13 protein-coding genes are annotated in these 23,380 nt (G+C 73.1%); 10 read left to right on the forward strand and 3 right to left on the reverse strand.

Annotated features, from left to right (window positions below; translation table 11 throughout):
- Positions 1-210 precede the first annotated feature (210 nt).
- The gene (locus OO52_RS15525; RefSeq protein ID WP_234339535.1) at positions 211-1,239 is read right to left on the reverse strand and encodes a S8 family serine peptidase; all 1,029 of its coding nucleotides are present in this window, start codon (positions 1,237-1,239) and stop codon (positions 211-213) included.
- Between the two features lie 725 nt (positions 1,240-1,964).
- Between OO52_RS15525 and OO52_RS46020 the strand changes: the two genes are divergently transcribed.
- From OO52_RS46020 to OO52_RS15540, 3 genes are all read left to right on the forward strand, one after another.
- Positions 1,965-5,063, forward strand: a complete 3,099-nt coding sequence (locus OO52_RS46020; protein ID WP_051818414.1) for a hypothetical protein — start codon at positions 1,965-1,967, stop codon at positions 5,061-5,063.
- A 71-nt stretch (positions 5,064-5,134) separates the two neighbouring features.
- The gene (locus OO52_RS52655) at positions 5,135-6,937 is read left to right on the forward strand and encodes a hypothetical protein (protein ID WP_234339537.1); all 1,803 of its coding nucleotides are present in this window, start codon (positions 5,135-5,137) and stop codon (positions 6,935-6,937) included.
- 36 nt (positions 6,938-6,973) lie between these two features.
- The gene (locus OO52_RS15540) at positions 6,974-10,324 is read left to right on the forward strand and encodes a right-handed parallel beta-helix repeat-containing protein (RefSeq protein ID WP_030644419.1); all 3,351 of its coding nucleotides are present in this window, start codon (positions 6,974-6,976) and stop codon (positions 10,322-10,324) included.
- A gap of 599 nt (positions 10,325-10,923) precedes the next feature.
- Here OO52_RS15540 and OO52_RS15545 read toward each other — a convergent pair.
- Positions 10,924-12,324, reverse strand: a complete 1,401-nt coding sequence (locus tag OO52_RS15545) for a hypothetical protein (protein ID WP_234339539.1) — start codon at positions 12,322-12,324, stop codon at positions 10,924-10,926.
- Positions 12,325-13,341: 1,017 nt separating this feature from the next.
- On the opposite strand from OO52_RS15545, the gene OO52_RS15550 reads away from it, so the two are divergent.
- From OO52_RS15550 to OO52_RS15560, 3 genes are all read left to right on the forward strand, one after another.
- Entirely contained in the window at positions 13,342-13,752 is a 411-nt protein-coding gene (locus OO52_RS15550; protein WP_030644423.1) for an SPW repeat protein, read from the forward strand.
- Between the two features lie 72 nt (positions 13,753-13,824).
- Positions 13,825-15,783, forward strand: coding sequence for an ATP-dependent zinc metalloprotease FtsH (gene ftsH / locus OO52_RS15555; protein WP_030644425.1), 1,959 nt, complete (start codon positions 13,825-13,827; stop codon positions 15,781-15,783).
- Positions 15,784-16,086: 303 nt separating this feature from the next.
- Positions 16,087-17,133 carry a PAS domain-containing protein gene (locus OO52_RS15560; protein ID WP_030644427.1) on the forward strand — a complete coding sequence of 349 codons (1,047 nt, stop codon included), beginning with the start codon at positions 16,087-16,089 and terminating at the stop codon, positions 17,131-17,133.
- Between the two features lie 171 nt (positions 17,134-17,304).
- Here OO52_RS15560 and OO52_RS15565 read toward each other — a convergent pair whose 3' ends face one another.
- Positions 17,305-18,702 carry a CHASE3 domain-containing protein gene (locus tag OO52_RS15565; protein WP_030644428.1) on the reverse strand — a complete coding sequence of 466 codons (1,398 nt, stop codon included), beginning with the start codon at positions 18,700-18,702 and terminating at the stop codon, positions 17,305-17,307.
- 182 nt (positions 18,703-18,884) lie between these two features.
- On the opposite strand from OO52_RS15565, the gene OO52_RS50760 reads away from it, so the two are divergent.
- The 4 genes from OO52_RS50760 (at position 18,885) to OO52_RS15585 (ending at position 23,374) form a co-directional block, all read left to right on the forward strand.
- Entirely contained in the window at positions 18,885-19,085 is a 201-nt protein-coding gene (locus tag OO52_RS50760) for a hypothetical protein (protein ID WP_030644430.1), read from the forward strand.
- A gap of 767 nt (positions 19,086-19,852) precedes the next feature.
- Positions 19,853-21,484: a peptide ABC transporter substrate-binding protein gene (locus OO52_RS15575; RefSeq protein ID WP_030644432.1), complete on the forward strand. Its 1,632-nt coding sequence runs from the start codon at positions 19,853-19,855 to the stop codon at positions 21,482-21,484.
- Positions 21,485-21,489: 5 nt separating this feature from the next.
- Entirely contained in the window at positions 21,490-22,413 is a 924-nt protein-coding gene (locus OO52_RS15580) for an ABC transporter permease (protein ID WP_030644434.1), read from the forward strand.
- Positions 22,406-23,374: an ABC transporter permease gene (locus OO52_RS15585; protein WP_030644436.1), complete on the forward strand. Its 969-nt coding sequence runs from the start codon at positions 22,406-22,408 to the stop codon at positions 23,372-23,374. Before OO52_RS15580 ends, OO52_RS15585 begins: the two co-directional genes overlap by 8 nt.
- Positions 23,375-23,380: the final 6 nt, after the last annotated feature.

A 23,380-nucleotide genomic window follows, 5' to 3' on the forward strand; every position in this document is an offset into this window, starting at 1 on the left:
GACCCGGCCGTATGCGCGACCCCACCACCGCCCGCGATGAGGGCCTCGGAGCCCGCGTCCAGCACGTGCGTGGCGGTCTGTGTGGACGACGGCCGCCTCGGACCGGGACGCGACGCCCGGCACGTACCGGGCCGTCGCGAACCTCTCCTGCGGCGCGTCATGAGCAGCGGGGAACGCGCCACGACCGGACGGCACACGCCCCACGCACTGTCACGCACCGACTCGTCGGACCGACCCGCCTCCGGCTGCCCGGCGCGAGGCCCGGATCCGGGCCAGCGTCATCGCGCCGATCGCCAGCACGCCCAGCAGCAGGCATGCTCCGGTCACCGCCCACGCCCGGGGAACGGCGGCGCTCCTCGGCGCGGCGTCCGCGAGGTGTACGGCGTCCTGCTTCGGTGAGGGCGCCGGGGCGGCCGTGGGCAGCACCGAGTTGAGCGCGCTGACGGGGTCCAGCAGCGGCACCGAGGCGTGCGAGGCGGTCGCCTCGAGCCGGGCGGCGGTCTGGGCCGCGGTCAGATGCGGCAGGTGGGCCCGCACCAGGGCGGCGGTGCCGGCCACGAAGGCGGCTGCCACGGAGGCGCCCCCGGAGACGTAGTTGCCCGTGCCCTTCGGTCCGATGCCGGTGATCCCGTCGCCGGGCGCCGCGAGGTCGGCGTGCACGGGTTCGGGTACGCCGTCGGGGCGGTCCCCGGTGATGTCCACGTCCATCACCGACAGCACCCCGTTCGCGGAGGCCGGCCAGTACGAGGAAGGCGGCGGGGCGGAGGCCTGTCCGGTGGCGCTTCGGGGATCGGTGTCCGGCGCGGCCGGGGCCACCACCAGAACGTCCTTGGCCGCCGCGTGCTCGACGGCCGTCCGGAGCGAAGGGGTGCTCTCGGGCAGCGCGGCGGAGACGAGCACCACCCGCGCGCCGGCCGCGACGGCCGCCTCGATTCCCTGGGCGACCTGGCCGGCGCTCGCCTTGCCCCGCTCGTCCGTGCCCCGTTCGGCGATGACACGCGCCCGGGGCGCCACCCCCGTGAACCCGCTGCCCGGTACGGCCGACGCGGCGATCACCCCCGCCAGGAACGTCCCGTGCCCCACACAGTCCTGCGCTGCGGCGCCGCTCGCCTGGACACGTCCGGTGAGACCGGCGGCCTGGGGCGACACACCCGTGTCCACCACGCCGACCAGCACGCCGGAGCCCTGGGTGTAACGGCCGGCCTGTGCCAGGTTCAGAGTCAGCTGTGCCCAGGGCACGGCACTCACCTGTGTCGGTGAGGCCTTGGTACATGTGTCGGAGTCGGAGCTGAAGGATGAGGGTATCAACGGCAGCTTCGGTCCGGCCGAGGCTGTCGCGGAAGGTGTGGGCGCCGTGTCCGCGGCCGCGGCACTCACCGTGGGGACCACGGTGAGTGCCGCCCCGAGGAGCGGGGCCAGCACCGTCAGGCGGGGCGTGCCGGGCCGTGGCCGGTGCGTGCGTCCTCCCCGCTCGCTGGGAGGAAGACGCAGGTGGGAGGGGCTGTCGTCGGTCATGTTCGTCGAATTCCCTGGCCGTTGGTGACCGGTTGGCATGCCATGGGGCAGGCGGAGGCGGGGCGGGAGCAAGGGCACGGGCGGAAGCCGACCGGGCCTTCTTCGCGGCTGCGGTGTCCCGCTGGGCGGGGACGCAAGGACATGCTAGTCAGTCGACGTCGGCCGCTCGGTGGAGATGTGACGATCGTGTCCCAACCCGGACACCTTCGTTCGCCGGCCATTGCCAGCGGGTAAGCTGCGCACAAGAGATACGTGTGGCAGCGGACGGGCCTTTCCCAGCCGCGTGCGACCGTACGCGAAACACCTGTTTACCGTTCGGTGCTGGCTCGGCGCAGTCCCGCGCAGTGTCTGACACCTCCCGCTTCGGGAGCGTGCCAACGCCACTTGAGCGGGATGTGACCAGAAGACTGTGAGGATCGGATGACCGCCGTCCTCGTGAGGAGCGTGCGATGATCCGGCGCGGCACTGGTCGGCGGGGCGGACACTCCGACCGGCACGCGGCCACCCGTCTGACGGTCTCGCGTGCCCGCGACCACGTTCACCTGGTGCACTCGGGCGGCACCCCGCCAGGGCGGCTCACGGACATCTCGGAGTGGCTCGGCCCCGCTCGCCCCGACGAAGCGGTCGTCCTGGTCGGCGCGGCGCTCGGTGAGGAGGGTGTCGAGGGACTGTGCGAACGGCTCGCCCCGGTGTTGCAGGAGTCCAAGGAGCAGGACGTACGGCTGCTGCGGCTGGTGATGTCGGCGGGCGCCGACGAAGCCGAGGGACGCCCTTCCACGGCCAGGCTCATCTGCGAACGGTGGGAACTCGACGTACTGGCGACCGCGGGCCCCGCGGTCGTCGTCCCGGACGGCACCCTCTTCTCGCCCGACCTCCCGGACGCGCCCGGCGGCTGGTGGCACTTCTCCGTCGGCCAGGTGCCACGGTCCGTGGGCAGCCGGCTGCCGATCCCCGACTGGGAGTCCGCGCTGCGGCGGCTGGAGCACAGCCCGGTCCCCGGTCATGTCGTGGAGCCGGTCCCGGCCGGCCTGATGATCCGTCCGGCGGGCGCCGCCTCCGCCGCCGTGGACACCCTGCCGTACGCCGTCGCGCCCGACCCGGACCGGCCCCATCTGCTGATCGACGCGCCGAACGTGCCCGCCGCTGGACTGGCGACCATGCTCGCCGCGCTGCCGGGCCGCGTGCGCAAGGACATCCGGCTGGTGTCCCTGGACGGCCGCTCCATGCTGGAGACCGGCCAGGCCGTGGCGGACCTGCTCGGGACCGGGGTGCAGGTGGCCAACGGGGTACCGGTGGTGGTCGACGGCGACGGCGCGGGTGACGACGCCGCGGGCGAGTCCTCGACGGAGCTGTACATGGTGGACGCCGACGGCACGCCGACCTGGCGGCCGTTCGCGCAGGCGTTCGTCTGCGAGCCCGGGGCCGAAGGACGGGAGGGGAGCGCCCGGGTCACCGAGTGGCGGGCTCCCGCCGCGCTGCTGGAGGGCACCGACCCCCGTGGCCTGCCGTTCGACCAGACCTGGAAGGTCGCGCTCACCCCCGCCGGACTGTGGGCCGGCCCGCGCGGCGGCGAGCCCCCGCTCGTCGCCGCGACCCGTACGGCGGATCCGGACGCCGTCGCCATCGAACTCGGCGCACCGCGCCGGGCGATCGACGACTCGCTCTGGCCCGGACTCGACCGGTTGTTCGGCGAGCTCGGCCCAGAGGTACGGGAACGGGCCGTCGTCCATGTCCACGGCGTCCTCGGCAGCAAGGGCATGGAGAACCTGCGGCGGCTGACGATCCGGCACAACTTCTCCCTGATGCCACAGGCACCGGGGGAGGCCGAGCCGCCCGCCGCCGAGGTCTTCCCTTCGCTGGGGAGGCCCGCGCGGCGGACCGGGGCCGCGCAGGCGGCGGAGGCGGAATTCGATCTCCCGGACCGCGAGCCGGGACCGGAGGTGCCGGCGGGTGCCGGGGAGCTGGTGACCGAGACCAGGTCCGCGGACCTCGACCCGGCACCCGTTCCCGAGCCCCTTCCCGCGCAGGCACCGGGCGGACCGCGGGAACGGGTACGGCCGTCGGCGGCTGCCCGTCCATCCTCCGTTCCCGGCCCCTCCGCGGTACCGGCACCCGTACCGGCCGAGCGGGCATCCCTCGGCCCGTCCGGGACACCGACGGGCAAACCGTCCGTGCCGTCGACGGACGAGGCCGCGACACGGGACGTCGAGGCGTCGCCCGTGCCAGCGTCGCCCGTGTCCGCGTCGCCCGTGCCAGCGTCGCCCGTGTCCGCGTCGCCCGTGCCCGCGTCGCCCGTGCCCGCGGCGAGCGGGTCCGCGCTGTCCGTGCCTGCGGCGAGCGGGTCCGCGCTGTCCGTGCCTGCGGCGAGCGGGTCCGCGGCGACGGTCGGGAATGTGGCCGCTTCCCTGGTGGGCGGGTCCGTGACGCGGGAGAGCGAGGTGTTTTCGCCTGCGGTGAGCGGGTCCGAGGCACCCGGCGGGGAGGCGACCGCGTCCCTGGTGGGCGGGTCTGTGACGCGGGAGAGCGAGGCGTTTTCGCCTGCGGCGAGCGGGTCCGAGGCACCCGGCGGGGAGGCGACCGCGTCCCTGGTGGGCGGGTCCGTGACGCGGGAGAGCGAGGCGTTTTCGCCTGCGGCGAGCGGGTCCGAGGCACCCGGCGGGGACACGACCGCGTCCATCGCGGGCGGGCCTGCGGCGCCTCGGGGCGGAGGCTTCGAGGCCGCGGCGTCGGGGGCGGCTGGGGACGGCGCCGTGCCCCCGGCTTCCGGTTCCCGGCCCGATCCGGTTCCGCGCGCGGTCGGCCGCGCCCGCGGTACCGACACGTCGGCGGAGCGCGGCACGCCGGACACCGACCACGCGAAGCTCCGCGCCCAGCTGGGCCCCTTCTGGGAGCAGCACCGCGCCGCCGTGGCGGAGATCACCGGGCGGCTGTTCAAGACGCAGCCGCGTGACCAGTCCGACGCCGCCATCGCCGAACTCGTCGCCGTGCACGTCTACATGACGGCAGTCGACGACGCACGGCTGCGGGCCGCGCTGGCGGACGGCGACGAACAGAGCCGGACCCTGCTGCGGTGCCTGCGGTCCGGCACGCGCCGCCTGCCCTCCTACCGGGGCGCCGTGATGAGCACCGCCGGGGAACTCGTCCAGCGCCTCACCCCGGACGCGGTGGGCGAGGAATGGGAAGGCGCCGTTCCGGTTCGCGGGGTGTCCGTCGGACGCACCTACCCGGGGCCGGCCGCCGATCACCTCCTCATCTGGTCGGTCACCGGCCGCCGTACCGGCACCCGCGCCGACGACGACAATCAGGACATCCTCTTCGCCCGGGAGTCCCGGTTCCGGGTCCTGGGCGTCGTCCGCCACGGACCGGCCACCGTCGGTCTCCTCCAGGAGATGCCGCAGCAGGCACACACCCCCTCCCCGCACCTGGACGCGGCTCTGCTCAACCGCCTGCGGGCCGCGCTCGACCTGCCCGCCGCCCCGCACCCCGGGGAGGGCCATCCGCCGGAGACACCGTCCCGAGCGGTGCCGTTCCCGACGACGAGCACCTAGCGGGCCGTACCCCCTCAGCAGCAGTCAGTACCGACCGATCTTCACGTCCACGTCCCGCCACCAGGAGCGTCATGACCCCCCGAACGCCGAGGTCCACCGCCGAGCCGATAGCGACGACCGGCACCGCCCAGACCGGACGGCGCGTCCGCCGCGCCGCGGCGCTGCCCATGCCCGACGGAGCGAGCATGACCCCCCTCGCCCCGGCGGACCCGCTGGGCACCGGGCAGGACGAGAGCACGCTGCGGTCCCTCTCCTCGGTGCTGGCCGCGTCCCGTACGGCGGAGAGCGAGCCGGAGCCCGACCCGGCCGCATGGCGTCCCCAGGGGACCGAGGAAGCGGGTCAGGAGTCCGTGGCGGGCGGCGCGACGGCCACGGCCGGTGGACCCCCGCGCCGTCCCGGCGGTGGCCGGCTGGCGTCGAAGGTCACCGAACGGCCCTTCCTGGTCGCCGCCGCCGTGGCCGGCGCGGTCGTCGCGGCCACCCCGTTCCTGGCGACCCACGCCAAGGACCACATGACGACCTACGAGGGCCTCGGCAAGGCCGACCCGATCGCCGCGGAGGGCGGCAGCGCCGACCAGCGCCCCGACGCCTACCCCAGCCAACTGCCCATCCAGGAGCCGGGCACCGGCGGCGAGGCGCCGTCCGCCGACAACCTGCTGGACCCCGACGCCAGAGCCTGGCACGGCTCCGGCGGCACCTCCGCGGCCGGTGACGCGCGGACGGCGGCGGACGCCCCGGTGGTGCCCGGTGTCCTGGCCGAGCACGGCTCCGGTGCCGGCACGCCCGCCTCCGGCGCGGTGGTCACGCCCGCACAGCACGGGCCGGGCGCACACGCCCTGACCTCGGCCGCCGGCGGCACGCCGGTGTCCCCGGCGGCCGCCGCCCCCGCGAAGGGCGCCCCCGCGAAGGGCGCCCCCGCGAAGGGCGCCCCCGCCAAGGACACCCCCGCCAAGGACAGTGGCGCGTCCGCGCCCGCCTCGACGACCGGCACTCGGACCCCGGCGAAGACGACGGTCATGGCCGCCGCCAAGCCCGCCACCGGCACCACGGTGAAGTCCGACACGGGCACCAAGGCGAAGCCCGACACCGGCAACACGGCGAAGCCCGCCACCGGCACCGCCCCCGTCACCGCACGGGCGGCCGCGACGGCCTCGGCCGGTGCCGGCGCCGCCACCACCGAGAAGCCCGCGGGCACCCGGACGACGACGGACGAGACCACGGCCGAGGCCCGTCAGCGGGCCACGGACACGGCCTCGGACACGGCGACCGACACCGCCAAGGCCACGGACACGGCGACCGACACCGCCAAGACCACGGACACGGCGACCGACACCGCCAAGACCCCGGACACGGCGACCGACACCGTCAAGACCTCGGACACGGCGACCGACACCAAGACCACGGACACCGCCACCGGCACCTCGGACACCGGCACCCCGGACACGGCGACCGACACGACCAAGGCCACGGGCACCACCACCGGCACCGCCACCGGCACTTCCTCCGACCAGGCCGCCGACCCGGCCCCCGCCCCCCAGTGGAGCACCAAGGTCATCACCTCCACGTTGACCCTGCGCGCCGGCGAGTCGGTGCACTCCGACCGGATGCGCATCACCATGCGAGCCAGTGGTGACCTCGTCATCTCCGACGAGAACGGCACCGTCCGCTGGTCGTCGCACACCACCGGGCAGAACAACTACGCCACCTTCAAGGCGGACGGCGAACTCGTCGTCCGGTCCGCCTACCAGCACACCCTGTGGTCCTCCCGGACGGGCGGCCACACCGGCGCCAAGCTGGTCATCCAGAACGACGGCAACGTCACGATCCTGAGTTCCGGCGATCAGACCCTCTGGGCCGCCGGCACCCAGCACTGAGCCCACCGCGAACACCGCGAACACGAAGGAGCAGGCGTGGCCCGCCATCTGATCACCGTCGGCCAGGAGAACGGGTGCGACCACACCACCATCGGCGCGGCACTCGCCAACGCCCGGCCGGGGGCCGTCATCAGCGTCCGGCCGGGCAGCTACCGGGAGACCCTGGTGGTGAACAACCGGGTGACCATCGTCGCCGAAGGCCCGCGCGGCAGCGTCGAGATCGCCCCCGACAAGGGCGCCGCCGTCACGCTCGCCGCCGACGCCGTGATGCTGACCGACCTGCTCCTGCGGGGAGGTGAGGGCGAGCTGCCGGTGATCGACGCGGTCCGTGGCCAGGTCGCCCTGGACGGCTGCGAGGTCCTCGGAGCGGGCTGGACGGCCCTGCTCAGCCGTGGCAGCGGCTCCCTCGCCGTACGGTCCTGCCGGATCACCAACCCGGTCGGAGCGGGCGTGGTGGAGGCCGGCACGACCGGCAGCGTCATCGCGGACTGCCTGATCGAGAACCTCGGCACCTCCGGTGTGGTGATCAGCGAGCAGGGCCGCGCCGATGTGCGCAACTGCCGTATCCGGGACGCGCGCGGCAACGGCGTGCTGGCCAACGGCCAGTCCCGGGGCGTCGTGGAGGACTGCGAGATCACCGCCGTGGAGAAGCCCGGACTCGCCCTGGAGGGCGGTACGTCGCTGCGGGTGGTACGCACGACGCTGCGCGAGTGCTCGGTGGGCGTGCACCTCGCGAGCTCCGCGCGCACCGAGCTGTCCCACGTGCAGGTGTACGACTCCACCAGTCACGGCTTCGTGGTCGCGGAGCGCTCCGACCCGCAGCTGTCGTACTGCGAGACCTCCCGCACCCGGGGCAGTGGCCTGTACGTCACCGGCCGCTCCCGCGGCTACTTCGTGAACTGCGCGTTCGACACCGCGGAAGAGGCCGCCGTCCACGTCGACGAGTCCAGCACCCCGTCCCTGACCGGGACCCGGGTGACGAACAGCAAGACCGTGGGCGTGCTGCTGGAGGGCGAGTCCGCCGCGGAGTTCGACCAGCTGGACGTCGTACGGGCCGGCGGGAACGGGGTGTCGCTGTCGACCGGGGCCAATCCGCTGCTGCGCCGGGCCCGGATCACGGAGGCGCGCGGCGCGGGCATCCTGGTCGCCGGGAACAGCCGCGGCCGGTTCGAGGACTGCGAGGTGGGCGACTGCGCCGGGCACGCCCTGCGCGTGGAGGGCGGCGGCAGTCCGCACATGGGAACCTCCGCCCTGCGCGGCGCGGGCAGGTCCGGGGTCTGTGTCGGCGCAGGCGGGCGGGTCACGCTGCGGGACTGCGAGATCTCCGGCTGCTCCGCGTCGGGAGCCGCGGTCGAGGAGGACGGCGATCTGTCGCTCGTCCGCACCCGGGTGCTGGGCAGCGGCGGTCACGGCGCCCTGGTCGGCGCGGGCGGCCGGGTCTCGCTGAAGTCCTGTGAGTTCAGCGGGAACGCCGGGGACGGCATCCGGATCGACACCGACCGCTCCGTCGAGGTCACCGACTGCACCGTACGCTCCAACCGTGGCGCCGGCATCAAACGCGCGCCGTCCCGGGGCGAGTTCACGCTCTCCGGTCTCACCAGCGTCGACAACAAGTCACCGGACGAGGGCACCGACCCGGCCGCCGATCCGGTCGTACCCGAGCACGCCGGGGCCGGTGCCGCCGCCGGCACGGACGGCGGGGCGCCGGAGAACGCCCTGGTCGCCGAGTTGAACGACCTCGTCGGCCTCACCAACGTCAAGGAGCAGGTCAACATGCTCGTCAGCCTGGGCAAACTCGCCCAGCGACGGGCCCAATTGGGGATCCCCGCCCCGCCGATGAGCCGTCACCTGGTCTTCGCGGGGCCGCCCGGCACCGGCAAGACCACGGTGGCCCGGCTCTACGGCGGCATCCTGGCGAGCCTCGGGATGCTGTCGTCCGGCCATATCGTCGAGGTGGCCCGCGCCGACCTGGTCGCCCAGGTGATCGGCGGCACCGCGATCAAGACCACCGAGGTGTTCGAACAGGCGCAGGGCGGTGTCCTGTTCATCGACGAGGCCTACACCCTGCTGTCCGACAGCAAGGGTTCCAGCGTCGACTTCGGCCAGGAGGCCATCGACACCCTGGTGAAGCTGATCGAGGACCACCGTGACGACACCGTCGTGATCGTCGCGGGCTATCCGAAGGAGATGGAGGACTTCCTCGCCGCCAACCCGGGCCTGGCCTCGCGTTTCACCCGGACCATCGAGTTCGAGAACTACTCGGTGGAGGAACTCGTCACCATCACCGAGTCCATGTGCGCGGGCCACCGCTATGTACTGGACCCGCTGACCAGGGAGGCTCTGGGGCTGCGGTTCTCCCGGATGCGGCGGGACGCGACCTTCGGCAACGGCCGTGCCGCCCGCCAGGTCTTCGAGGAGATGGTCGACCGGCAGTCGCTGCGGCTGGCCACCCTGCCCGAGGCCAGCGAGGCGGACCTGATGCTGATGCTGCCCGAGGACGTCGGCGCCGACCTCGCCGAGGAACTGCGCACGGAGGTCAGGAAGAAGGAGCCCGGCGAGTCCGACGTGCTGGCCAGGCTGCGCGCCATGACCGGTCTGGGGGCGGTCAAGCGCGAGGTCGGCGGCATCGTGAACCTGCTCACCAACTACCAGCAGCGTGCCGCGCTGGGACTGCCGACCCCCTCGGTCAGCCACCACGCGGTGTTCTCCGGTCCGCCCGGCACCGGCAAGACCACCGTGGCCCGGCTCTACGCCGACCTGCTGAAGTCCTTCGGAGTGCTTCCCCAGGGCCAGCTCGTCGAGGTCGCCAGGGCCGACCTGGTCGGACGCTACATCGGTCACACCGCGCAGCTGACCACCGAGAAGTTCGAGGAGGCCGTCGGCGGTGTGCTCTTCATCGACGAGGCGTACACCCTGACGCCCGAGAACTCGCCGCAGGATTTCGGCCGGGAGGCCGTGGACACCTTGCTGAAGCTGATGGAGGACCGCCGTGACGAGGTCGTGGTGATCGTCGCCGGCTATCCGGCGGAGATGGCCCGGTTCCTGGAGTCCAACCCGGGCCTGGCCTCCCGTTTCTCCCGGCACGTCACCTTCGAGGACTACTCCACCGACGAGCTGCTGTCGATCATGGAGGAGCAGGCGTCGACGGCGGGCTACGTGTGCGCGCCGCAGACCAAGGAGGCGCTGCGCATCCACCTCGACGGCCTGCCGCGCACCAAGAGCTTCGGCAACGCGCGACTCGCCCGACAGCTGCTGGAGACCATGATGACGCGGCAGGCGGGCCGACTGGCCTCCCTGCCCGCACCCGACCTGGAGGCGCTCACCACGTTGCTCCCGGAGGACCTGCCCGAGGCGGCGCTGGTGGCGTTGCCGGGCACGGAAGGGTGAGGTGCGGTGACGTCCCCATGGCGAGCGGCGTCGGCCGGGCGCCACGGGCGCTGCGCGGACCGGGTGCGATGACTGCGCCACCCGGGAGGCGATGCCGAGCTGCGGGCAGATCGGGTACAGGTGTGCGCCGTTCCGGCCGGCCTTGAGAGTGCCGGGCAGGTCGTCGTCACCGGCGGGCGCCGGCCCGGTGACCGACCGTGCGGTCGTCCCGGCCTCGGCCGTCGCCTTCGTCGAGGCGGTGGCGCGGAGACACGGCGGTGCGTCGGTGACCGTCGGCTCCGACGGCCGCCGCGGTGATGCCGGCGACGTACTGACCGCACCCGGTCCCCGGCCGCTCCGGTCACCGCGGGCAGTGCCGTGGGACCGCGGTCCGCGACGCCGCACGACCGGAGAGAGGAGAACTGCGTGAGCCGGGGCATGCGGACCCCTTCGGCGTCCGGGGCGGAGACGGGGATGTTCCCGTCCGGGACGCCGTCAGCGGGGCCGGTGCCCGGTGCCGGAACCGGTACGCACACAGCCCGTGGCATCGTGGCCGGCTCCCGGTTGTGACCGGTGGGAGCCTCTTCCGGCGTCGAACGGCTCACGGTCCGCTCACTGGTTCAGGGCCTTCCGACGGGCTCCGGCCGGTGCGACGTCACGGACACGGCGTGCCGCAAGCCGTGCCGGACAGTCAGCCCGCGCAGCCGCTCATCGTCCCGTGCGCCGAGAACGCCGTGGACGTGCACCACGGCCCTGACACAGACCTCGGGCTCCAACTGCCCGAACAGCGTCCCCAGCTCCGGCCACAGGGAGTCGTCGAGCGGACCGTGCGAGTCCCAGGGCCCGAGGTCGATGGCGACGGCGTCGGCGCGGGCGGGGCGGGCGGTGACGAGGAACGGCGGTTCGGCGTCACGCGGTCCGATCCACAGGCCCGACGGGGTCACGCAGGCCTTCCAGTCCCGGCCCAGCGACAGCGCGCCGGGCTCGGTGCCGCTCAGTACCGCAGGCACCCGCCATTGCGTCACGCGCGCCGGCCGGCTGCCCTCGCCCATCGCCGGCCCGTGGGCCAGGGTCCGGGCGAAGGGCCGCCAGGCGGGCCGGCCCTCCTCGTCGAGCAGGTACTGGTCCGCGGCGGCGTCGCCGGCCGAGACGCCCTCCGGGACGGCCCTGCCGTTCATGACGGGCACTCCCACCGCCACGTCGACTTCGCGGCCCAAGAGGGCCGACACCCCCTGAGCGGTCCGTGACATCGGCACTCCCGCCAGGGAAACCAAGCGTAGCGAGCCGCGGACCTGCTCGGGGAGCGCCCCCAGGACCACCGCGAGGACGGCGGCGGGAGTCTGCGGCGAGGTGACGATCAGCTGCGGCCGGCCGTACTCCGGCGGTACCGCGTGCAGCCGGGCGTGGGTGGCGGGGGACACCGGTCCCGCGGGCCGTACGGCCAGCCCGGCCGGTACGGGTTCGACGATGTGCCCGGCCAGTACCTGGCGGCCCACCCGCCGCACCGCGATCTCCCAGTCGGGAATGGGCAGATGACTGCTCACGTGCCGGGTGGCCGAGCCGGGCGAGAAGTGCCACCAGCCGCCGGGACCCCCCGGGTGGCCGGGTGCGAAGAGACAACCCGCCGTCGTCACCAGTGCGGACCCGGCAGTGGCCAGGACGTCCATGCCCCAGCGTTCGCTGATCAGCCGGGCCGGCGACGGTCTGTCGCCCACCTCGTGGGCGCCCTCGGACATCACCAGTGTCAGCAGGCGCACCTGCGCCTCCCGGCAGGCCTCCAGCGCGGGCGCCAGCAGCCGGCCCAGGCCTTCCGCGCCGTCCTCGACCGAGGGCACGCCGACCACGACGACCGCCTCGTTCGGCCGGGTGGGGCCGAGCCGGTCGGCGAGCCGAGTGAGCCACACCGGCGGTCTGCTCCCCGAGTGCACCAGATACAGGTGCTCGCCGACGGGAGTGACCGTGGACGCCGTCGCCGTGTCGTGTCGAGCGCGGCCCGGGTCTCCCGCGGGGATGACGGTCATGCGGCCTCACAGTCCATGGTCACGACGGAAGGAGACACGGATGGCACGACCCGGACCCGCATGGTGAACTCGTTGTGGTCCCCGTGCTCACATATGCCCGCCGAACTCCGGTCCCGGCACACGTATCTCGGGGCCGGAGTCTACCGCGAACGGGAGTTGGCGCGGTGAGCCGTTTCCTCCGGCAGCGACGGCGCTGTGGCCGTGGTTCCGGGCATGTGAGACGCGCAGGTCGCTGCGCGGGGCGGCGGGCCGGGTGGGGTTCATACGTGCCTGTTCCACCGGGGGGCGAAGAGCACCGGCGACGCGGACACCGGCCGGCCGGGTGGTACGCAATCGGCAGGGGCTGACGTGCCGCGTCGGCGAACGGCCAGTCGGATGACGTATGTACCCCCCAATGGGCGATGCCACATCCTGGGCAGGGGTATGCCCTCGTCCTGGGTGTGCCGCCCGGCACCCTCAAGAGCCGTCGGCACAACGCCCCGCCCAAGCTGCGCGCGGTCGCGCGGACCGAGGCGGGGCAGTGGCGGACCAGGGTCGGGCCATCGGCACCGCTCGTCGTCTGCGGCATCGGTCCCGCCCGGCGGAAGGTGCGGCGCCGGCGTCGGCGTGACGCGGCCGGTCCTGGTGGGTGACGCACCTCTCCAGAGCCGAGTCGGCCGCCGGCGGAACGTCTCGCCCCCGCTCGGTGCCATGCTGCCTCCGGTCGCGCCCCGTGGGCCGGCCTGTGGGCCGCCCGGGGAGTACCGGATGTGGGCGCCCGACCGGAGCACGCCGGACGCGGCGGGATCGGCGTCCCGCCCAGCTCGATCTCCCCGGCCGCGTAGCGGCTGGTCGAGCGCGGTTTCTGCCCGGACGACCCCTGCCGGCGAAACCACCGGCCAATCACTCACATGTGTGATGCGCCCGCCCAGGGGCCGACAACACCATGTCGTACACAGCGCCGGCGCCGTGAGGTGTCGACTGGAGCGGCGAGTGAGGAGACCTCAGGTGCCTGGCTTCACCCGTGGAAGGGACGACATGGCGTGGCATCCGGATGCCTTCGAGACGCGGGCGCGTCGCGTCCGTGTCCTCGGCGGCCACGAGGTGGCGCTGGTCAACGGCCCGGTCTTCCTGGTCGGCCTGTTCTACGCCGTGTCCCCGTGGGTGCTGGGCTTCGCCGCCGCACACCACGACCTCGCCGTGCACGACCTGGTCGTGGGCTGCGCCATCTGCTTCCTGGCCGTCGGCTTCACGGTGGCCCCCGAGCGCATGACCGGGCTGAGCGCCGCTCTCGGGGTGACCGGCCTGTGGATGGCGTGCTCGCCCTGGGTGGTGGTCCGGCACCCCGGACGCGCCGCCGCCGTCGACGGCCTGATCCTCGGCGCGCTCGCCCTGGTCCTCGGCCTGCTGTCCACCGTCCTGGTCCGGCGCGCCAACCGCGTCCCGTGACCAGCCACCCCCGTACGCACCCTTACCGGCCCGTCCGCTGACGGGCACCGCGTCCCCGCAAGGAGAAGTCCGATGGCCGCACCCGTACCGCCCCGACACGACCCGCGGGCCCCGTGGCGCTCCGAGGGGGTGCCGGGCGGGCCACCGACGCCGGACGGCCGGCGCTCCCGCAACGGCTGCCTGGTGCAGATCGTGGTCTTCCTCGCCATCTACCTGGCGACCGGCCTGCTCTACAACAACATGCACGGCGACGGCACCACGTCCATCGACTACACCGCCTTCACCGCGCAGCTGGACGCGGGCAACGTCAAGACCGTCTACTCCCAGGGCTCGCAGATCCAGGGAACGCTGAAGAAGGCCGGCAAGGTGCCCGGCGACGACGGCGCCACCTTCGTCCGGTTCAAGACGTACAAGCCCGCCTTCGCCGACAGCGACGGGCTGTGGCGGGAGATCACGCGGCAGAAGGTCTCGGTCTCCGCATCGCCGGTGGCGCAGGGGCCGGGCCTCGGCCAGTCGTTGCTGGTGTCGCTGCTGCCGACCGCGCTGCTGATCGCCGTATGGGTGTTCGTCGCCCGCAAGGCGGCCGGCGGCCTCGGCGGCATGAGCGGGATCCTGGGCCGCAAGCCGCCGAAGCCGGTCGAGGCGGAGCAGGGGCGCACGACGTTCGCCGACGTGGCCGGGATCGACGAGGTCGAGGGCGAACTCAACGACGTCGTCGACTTCCTCAAGCGGCCCGAGGCCTACCGCCGCCTCGGCGCGAAGATGCCCCGCGGCGTACTGCTCGCCGGTCCCCCCGGCACCGGCAAGACGCTGCTCGCGCGCGCGGTGGCCGGCGAGGCCGGGGTGCCGTTCTTCTCGGCCTCGGCGTCCGAGTTCATCGAGATGATCGTCGGCGTGGGCGCCTCCCGGGTGCGCGAGCTGTTCGCCGAGGCCCGCAAGGTGGCCCCGTCGATCGTCTTCATCGACGAGATCGACACCATCGGCCGGGCGCGTACCGGTTCGGCGGTGGGCGGACACGACGAGCGCGAGCAGACGCTCAACCAGATCCTGACGGAGATGGACGGCTTCTCCGCCTCCGACGGGGTCGTCGTGGTCGCCGCGACCAACCGGGCCGAGATCCTGGACCCGGCGCTGACCCGGCCCGGCCGGTTCGACCGGGTGGTGACCGTCTCCCCGCCGGACCGCAAGGGCCGCGAGGCCATCCTGCGCATCCACACCCGGTCCATGCCGCTGGCCGGGGACGTCGACCTGGCCAAGGTCGCCCGTACGACCCCGGGCATGACCGGCGCCCAACTGGCCAACCTCGCCAACGAGGCGGCGCTGCTCGCGGTCAAGCGCGGCCGGGACCGCGTCTCCGGGCACGATCTGTCCGACGCCCTGGAGAAGGTGCAGCTCGGTGCGCAGCGCCCGCTGGTGATGCCCGAGGAGGAGCGCAGGCGCACCGCCTACCACGAGAGCGGCCACGCCCTGCTCGGCATGCTCCAGCCCGGCGCCGACCCCGTCCGCAAGATCACCATCGTGCCGCGCGGCCGGGCCCTCGGTGTGACCCTGTCGACGCCGGACGCCGACAAGTACGCGTACACCGAGGAGTACCTGCGTGGCCGGATCATCGGCGCCCTCGGCGGCATGGCGGCCGAGCGGGTCGTGTTCGGCGTGATCACCACCGGCGCCGAGAGCGACCTGGAACAGGTCACCAACATCGCGCGAGGGATGGTGGCGCGGTGGGGGATGAGCGACCAGGTGGGACAGCTGTCGGTACTGCCCGCGGACAGCCAGCAGCCCTACGGGATGTCCGCCGCCCCGCGCACGCTGGACCTGGTCGACAGCGAGATGCGCCGGATCGTCGAGGAGTGCTACGCCGAGGCGTGCCGCACCCTGGAGGAGAACCGCCACCGCCTGGACGGTCTGGCCATCGCCCTGCTGGAGCACGAGACGCTGGAAGAGGCGGACGCCTACCGTGTCGCGGGCATCATGCCCGCCGCCGCGGAACGGGAGGATGAAGCGGACACGAGCCCGGCGGCAACCGGCTGACCGGCCGCGCGCTTCGGCGGGCCGTCCCCTCCGGCACCGCGCCGTACCGGCGCCGCCCGTGTACCCCCCCGACGTCATCGCGGCGAGGTGCAGGCCCCGCGCCCACACGCCGAGCGGCTATTTCAAGTCAAATGACGGATGCGTCGACCGGGTGCGGCTGTGAGAGTCGATGCAGGCGGCGCCGGCGCAGTCAGGTGCGCGGGTCCGCCTCGGGTGGGACGTGGGGCGGCCGCTGGCCGCCGGCGCCGCTCTCCGACGCTGCGAGGGCAGGGTGCCGAGCCCTGGGGGGAAGGAAAGAGCGCGATGACGTCGATCGCCGATGAGCTGGAAAGCGTCTTTGACGTCATACGGCAGCCGGTCTGGGCCGTGGACACCGATCATTCGGTGCGCTACGCGAACCCCGCCGCCGCCGAGGCGATGGGATACGGCCGTCCGGCCGACCTGCTGGGCACCGACGGCCGTCCGGCCACCGCCTCCGGGCAGCCGGAGACCGCCGGGGTGCCGCAGACCGCCGGGCGGCCCGGCCCCGTACGCGGGCGGGGCGCGCTCACCCGGGTCGACGGCTCGCTCCTCCCGGTCGAGTGGACCCTGGTGCCGCTGTCCAGGCCGGGCGGCGACGCGGCCCTGTACGTCTTCCTGCCCCTGGCCGAGCCGGCGCTCGCCGAGCCGGCGCTCGCCGAGCCGGCGCCCGCCGAGCCCGCGCTCGCCGAGCCGGCCCCATCCGGCCGCTGCGTCCGGGACGAGGGGTCGCCGTTCCCGCTCCTCGCGCACCGGCAGGTGGAACGACAGCACCAGCACGCCCGGACCCTCCAGCACACGGTCCAGGAACGCATCGTGCGAGCCCTGCTCGGTCTGAGCCTCGCACGGCAGGAACTGGGCACGGCGCCCGCGCGGGCGATCGGCCTGCTCCACGACGTCGCCCGCGACACCGAGGAGGCCCTGGCCGGGGTCCGGGAGGTCACCGACGCCCTGAGCCCCGGAGCCCTGCGCGCCGGAGGCCTCCCCGCCGCGCTCGCCGCGCTCGCCGGGCGCTGCCCGGTGCCGATGACCGTCTCGGGGACCCTGGCCGGACGGCTGCCCCGGCTGGTCGAGTCGCACCTGTATCTCCTCGTCGCGGAGGCCGTCGAGCGAGCCGTGGACAACGGCCGCGCCGGCCGCGTCCGGGTGACCGCCGACCTCGGGACGAGCCTCGTGGTCACCGTCGTGGACGACGGGGCGCCGCCCGTCGGAGCGGCGGACCTGGCGGCGCTGGCCGCCCTGACCGAGCGGGCCGCGGCCCTGGACGGCACGCTGAAGGTGCGGCACACCCCCGGCACCGGAACCACCGTCACGGCGGTCGTCCCGCTCTGACCGGGCGGCCGTACCCTCGCGCCGTGCCCGCACATCGGCCGGGCCCGGCACGAAGACCGTCACTCGGCCGGTGATGCCGTCCCACGTCGGCGTCCGGGCGCCGTGCGGGCCCGCGCCGCCGCCCGTCGGCGCACGTGTGAAAGCGCGGGCACGGCACACATGTCCGTCGGTTCAGGCCGGTATCGGGATCTGGATCAGGATGGTGGTGCCGCCGCCGGCCGGGGAGTCGATGGCCAGCTTCCCGTCGAAGGCCGCCACCCGGTCCGCGAGCCCGGTCATCCCGCTGCCGGCGGTGGCCTTGCCGACGCCGCCGACCCCGTCGTCGGCGACCTTGATCCGCAGCACGTCCCCGAATTCGAGGGTGACGTCGATCCGGGACGCCTGTGCGTGCTTGACCGCGTTCGTCACGGCCTCGGCGACGACGAAGTACGCGTTCGACTCGACGGTGGAGGAGATCCGCCGCTCGTCCCTGCTCTCGACGACGGTGGGCACCGGGCACCGGGACGCCAGGTCCTGCACCGCCGCCACCAGCCCCTTCACCGTCAGCACGAGCGGATAGATGCCGGAGGCGAGTTCCCTCAGCTCGTTGATCGCCGTCTGCGCGTTGTCGATGGACTGGTCCAGCAGATCGATCGCGGACGTCTCCGTGTCCGGGATCAGCTCCCGCGCCAGCCGGAGCCCGATCATCAGGCTCACCAGACGCTGCTGCGCCCCGTCGTGCAGGTCCCGGGCGGTACGCCGGTGCACGGCCTCGGTGCTCTCCATGATGCGTCTGCGGCTGTCCTGGAGGGAGGCCGCCATGGTGTTGAAGGAGGTGCCCAGTGCCCCGATCTCGGCCACCCTGCTGGGCGGCACCCGTACGCTCAGGTCCCCGCCCGCGAGTTCCTGCGCAGCGGCCGCCGCCCCGCGCACCGGCCGTACCACCGCACGGTGCTGGAGCACCGTGAAGACGGCCACGAGCGCGGTCGACGCCGCGAGTCCTATGGCGGCGGCGAGCACCGCCTGGTGGCTGTTGGTGCCCGCCGCGTCCGTGCGCTCCGCGAGCTGTGCGCGTTCGTCGTTCATGTAGTCGTGGAACTGGGCCCGCAGGGCGTCGACGCGCTGTTTGCCCTCGGTCGTCTCCTTCAGGCCGGACGCGGCCGGATCACCTCGCCTGACCATCTCGACCAGCGGGATCGAGTAGTCGTTCAGGAAGGACTTGACGCCGCGCGTGATCCGCTCGGCGGCGCGCCGCTGTCCCGGGGAAGTGGTGCTGTCGGTGAACCGCCGCTCCTCCGCGGGCAACGCCTTGCGCGCCGCCTGCCACGGCTGGAGGAACTCCTCCCGCCCCGTGATCACGTAGCCGCGCTGCCCTGTCTCCAGGTCGAGGAGCAGCTGCTCCATGCTGCCGGCTTCGACGAGGGCCGTCCGGGAGGCGCGCCGGGCCGAGACGGAGCTGTTCGCGTCGGAGATCGCGAACAGCAGGACGGTGAACGCCACACCGATCAGCAAGGCGAGCAGGCCGCTCGCCGCGACCGTGAGGCTCGTCAGCCCCAGCCGCCGGCCCGTTTTCTCCTGTCGTGCGCCCATGTTCCGCCTGCCCGTGAATGGATTGAGACACCTAGAGTGTGCAATGTATCCACGGGCGAGCAGAAGACATGTCCACATAGCAGGCGCGGACGCGCGCCCGCGAGATGTGCGCCCGGTGCCGTCGCCTCGTGCCGTCGGCCGGCGGTGCACCGGCTCGAAGCTCCGGCGCGCACGAACCCGGCGTGGACCACCAGGCACAGCCCTGCCGAGGGGCCTCCGGCCGTCGCCGGCTGCTCGTCGTGACCGGGGGGCTACGTCAGTGCCATGCCCTGACCGCGGCCGCCGTCGGCGCCGTGGCCGGCTCGCTCGTCCTCTGCGAGGTGCTCAGGCGCCGGGTGCTCGACCGGCCGGATCTCGTCGGCGCCGCGCGCTGTGGGCCGTAGGCGCGGGCGCCTACTCGGTGGCGGCCGGGTGGCGCCGCCCCAGCGACACGATCGGCGCCGACCCGCTGGTCCTGCCGCCGGTTCACCGCGGCGACCGCGCCGGCGGGAAGGGGACTGCCGATGAGCCGGGCCCGCACCGGCAGGTGGATCGTCTCTCGCGGCTCCGGGGCCGCGCGCAGGCCCGCGTGGTCCGATGCGGGCCTGCGCGTCGAGCGGCCCGGACTCTCCGTCGCCCGTGGCCTCACCGCTGTCCTGGCCCGCACCGGCCGGGCCCTGCCCGCCCGCACCGGCGGGCTCCTGGACGCGGGTCCCACTCCGGGACCGGCTGATTCCAGCCGGGCGTCGCTTGCGCGGCGGCCACGCGCCGGCCGCGGACTTCAGCGCCGCGGCCACCCTCGCCTGCCCGCCCTGCCGCGCCACTGCGACCTGGGGCGCTCACCCGCGGGCGCCGGAAAGCCGGCGGCGGGCAGGCGCTGGGAGAACTCCGTGCCGATCGGACGGGCGCAGGACGAGACGCCGACCGCAGCGCACCGGGCGGACCGGGTCCTCAAGCCACATCACCGTGACGTCCCAGGGCGCCGCCGTAGGTGTGAACCGCACACGCCGGGACTCGTTCCAGCGCACACCTCAACCGTCACTCGGACCGCCGCGCAAGGTGTCGAGGGGCGCATATCGCGCAAACATGTGATGTCGGCCCCAGCGGGTCATGTCTACCTTTTCGAGCGAATACATGTCCGCGGTCACGGTCCGTCCCCGAGGAGAGACCCATGCGCGCAGTCACCTATGCCACCTGGCCGGCCCTCGCCGCGGCCGCGGCCCTCACCCTCACCGCCTGCGGCGGCGGTGGCGGATCGGACGGCGGCGGCAGCGGCGACGCCGTCCTCAGCGCGGTCTGGGGCGATCCGCAGAACCCGCTGGAGCCGGCCAACACCAACGAGGTGGAGGGCGGCAAGGTGCTCGGCATGATCTTCCGGGGGCTGAAGCAGTACGACCCCAGAACCGGCAAGGCCGAGAACGCGCTGGCCGAGAGCATCACCACCAAAGACTCGCGGACCTTCACCATCAAGGTCAAGAAGGGCTGGAAGTTCAGCAACGGCGAGCCCGTCACGGCCAAGTCCTTCGTCGACGCCTGGAACTACGGCGCGAGCCTGAAGAACAACCAGAAGAACGCCTACTTCTTCGGCTACATCGACGGCTACGACAAGGTCCACCCCGACAGCGGGAAGCAGACCGCCGACACGCTCTCCGGCCTCAAGGTCGTCGACGACCACACCTTCACCGTCAAGCTCAGCCAGAAGTTCTCCACGTTCCCCGACACCCTCGGCTACGTGGCGTTCGCGCCCCTGCCGAAGGCGTTCTTCACCGACCACGCCGCCTGGCTGGCCAAGCCGGTCGGCGACGGCCCGTACACCATCAAGTCGTACACCAAGGGCTCCGAGATGCAGCTGCGCAAGTGGGACGCCTACCCCGGCGCCGACAAGGCCCAGAACGCCGGTGTGGACCTGAAGGTGTACACCGACAACAACACGGCCTACACCGACCTGCTGGCCGGCAACCTCGACCTCGTCGACGACGTCCCGGCCCAGCAGCTGACCAACGTGCACCGGGATCTGGGCAACCGCTACCTGAACACCCCCGCAGGCATCATCCAGACCCTCGCCTTCCCGTTCTACGACAAGGGCTGGAACACCCCCGGTGCCGCGAAGGTCCGCAAGGGCCTGTCGATGGCGGTCAACCGCGCGCAGATCACCAAGACGATCTTCCAGAACACCCGCACCCCCGCCACCGACTGGACCTCCCCCGTCCTCGGCGCGAGCGGCGGCTACCGGAAGGGGCTGTGCGGCGACGCCTGCGACTACGACCCGGCCGAGGCGAAGAAGCTCATCAAGGAGGGCGGCGGCATCCCCGGCGGCCAGCTCAAGATCACGTACAACGCGGACACCGGCTCGCACAAGGAGTGGGTGGACGCGGTGTGCAACTCCATCAACAACGTCCTCGGCGACGACAAGGCCTGCGTCGGCTCCCCGGTCGGCACCTTCGCCGACTTCCGCAACCTGATCGGCCAGGACAAGCTGACCGGGCCGTTCCGGGCCGGCTGGCAGATGGACTACCCGCTGATCCAGGACTTCCTCCAGCCGCTGTACTACACGAACGCCTCCTCCAACGACGGCAAGTGGTCGAACAAGCAGTTCGACAAGCTCGTCGACGAGGCCAACGCGCAGACCGACCCGCACCGCGCCGTCCAGCTCTTCCAGCAGGCGGAGGGCGTCGTGCGGGACAACATGGCGGCCATCCCGCTGTGGTACCAGAACGGCAGCGCCGGCTGGTCCGACCGGCTCTCGCACGTCGCGCTGGACCCGTTCAGCGTCCCCGTCTACAACGAGATCAAGGTCGGCTGATCCGCGTGGGGCGGTATGTGGTCCGGCGGCTGCTCCAGATGATCCCGGTGTTCATCGGGGCCACGCTGCTGATCTTCCTGATGGTGAACGTGCTGGGCGACCCGGTCGCGGGCCTGTGCGGCGACAAGGCCTGCGACCCGGCCACCGCCGCCCGCCTCAAGCGCGAGTTCGGCCTCGACAGGCCGGTGCTGGAGCAATACGTGACCTACATGGGCCATGTCTTCACCGGTGACTTCGGCACCGCCTTCAACGGCGAGAAGGTCATCGACCTGATGGGCAGCGCCTTCCCGGTCACCATCCGGCTGACGATCGTGGCGATCCTCTTCGAGATCGTCCTCGGCCTCGGCCTCGGCGTCCTCACCGGTCTGCGCCGGGGCCGCCTGCTCGACACGGCCGTGCTGCTGCTCACCCTGATCGTCATCTCCGTGCCGACGTTCGTCACCGGCCTGCTGCTCCAGTTGCTGTTCGGCGTCGAGTGGCGCTGGATCTCCCCGTCGGTGTCCCCGCAGGCGGCCTTCGGCGAGCTGATCGTGCCCGGCCTGGTGCTCGCCTCGGTGTCGCTGGCCTACGTCACCCGGCTGACCCGGACCTCCCTCGCGGAGAACCTGCGCGCCGACTACGTGCGGACCGCGATCGCCAAGGGCCTGCCCCGGCACCGGGTCATCGTCCGGCACCTGCTGCGCAACTCCCTCATCCCGGTGGTCACGTTCATCGGCACGGACATCGGGGCGCTGATGGGCGGGGCGATCGTCACCGAGCGGATCTTCAACATCCACGGGGTCGGCTACCAGCTCTACCAAGGGATCCTGCGCCAGAACACCCAGACGGTCGTCGGTTTCGTCACCGTCCTCGTCCTCGTCTTCCTGGCGGCCAACCTGCTCGTCGACCTCCTGTACGCCGTACTCGACCCGAGGATCCGCTATGCCTGAGCAACCGCCGTACGAACCCGAGGGCGCCGTCGCCGGGACCGGCACGGGCGGCGCGATGGACCTCGCGGCGAGCGAGGCCCGCTCCCTGGAGCCGGTGACCGCCGACCCCCAGGGCAAGCCGCGCGGCCTCTGGTCGGACGCCTGGCGCGACCTGCGCCGCAACCCGGTGTTCATCGTCTCAGGGCTGGTGATCCTCTTCCTCGTGGTCATCTCCGTCCGGCCGTCGCTGATCGCGTCGGGCAACCCCCTCGCGTGCGACCTGGCCAAGGCGCAGCAGGGCTCACAGCCGGGCCACCCGTTCGGGTACGACGGCCAGGGCTGCGACGTCTTCACGCGCACCGTGTACGGCGCCCGCACCTCGGTCACCGTGGGCGTCCTCGCCACCCTCGGGGTCGCGGTCCTGGGCTCCGTGCTCGGCGGCCTCGCGGGCTTCTTCGGTGGCATCTGGGACGCGATCCTGTCCCGGATCACCGACGTCTTCTTCGCGATCCCGGTCGTCCTCGGCGGTCTGGTGCTGCTGTCGGTGATCACCAGCAACACCGTCTGGCCGGTGATCGGCTTCATGGTGCTGCTCGGCTGGCCGCAGGTGTCCCGGATCGCGCGCGGCTCGGTCATCACCGCCAAACAGAACGACTACGTCCAGGCCGCCCGCGCCCTGGGCGCCTCCAGCTCCCGCCTGCTGCTGCGGCACATCGCGCCGAACGCCGTGGCCCCGGTGATCGTCGTGTCGACCATCGCGCTGGGCACCTACATCTCCCTGGAGGCGACCTTGTCCTACCTCGGAGTCGGGCTCAAGCCACCGACCGTGAGCTGGGGCATCGACATCTCCGCGGCCTCGCCCTACATCCGCAACGCCCCGCACATGCTCCTGTGGCCGGCGGGCGCGCTCGCGATCACGGTGCTGGCCTTCATCATGCTCGGCGACGCGGTGCGCGACGCCCTCGACCCGAAACTGAGGTGAGTCGTC

Source organism: Streptomyces flaveolus, from assembly GCF_000716535.1.
Taxonomy (GTDB): Bacteria; Actinomycetota; Actinomycetes; order Streptomycetales; family Streptomycetaceae; genus Streptomyces; species Streptomyces flaveolus_A.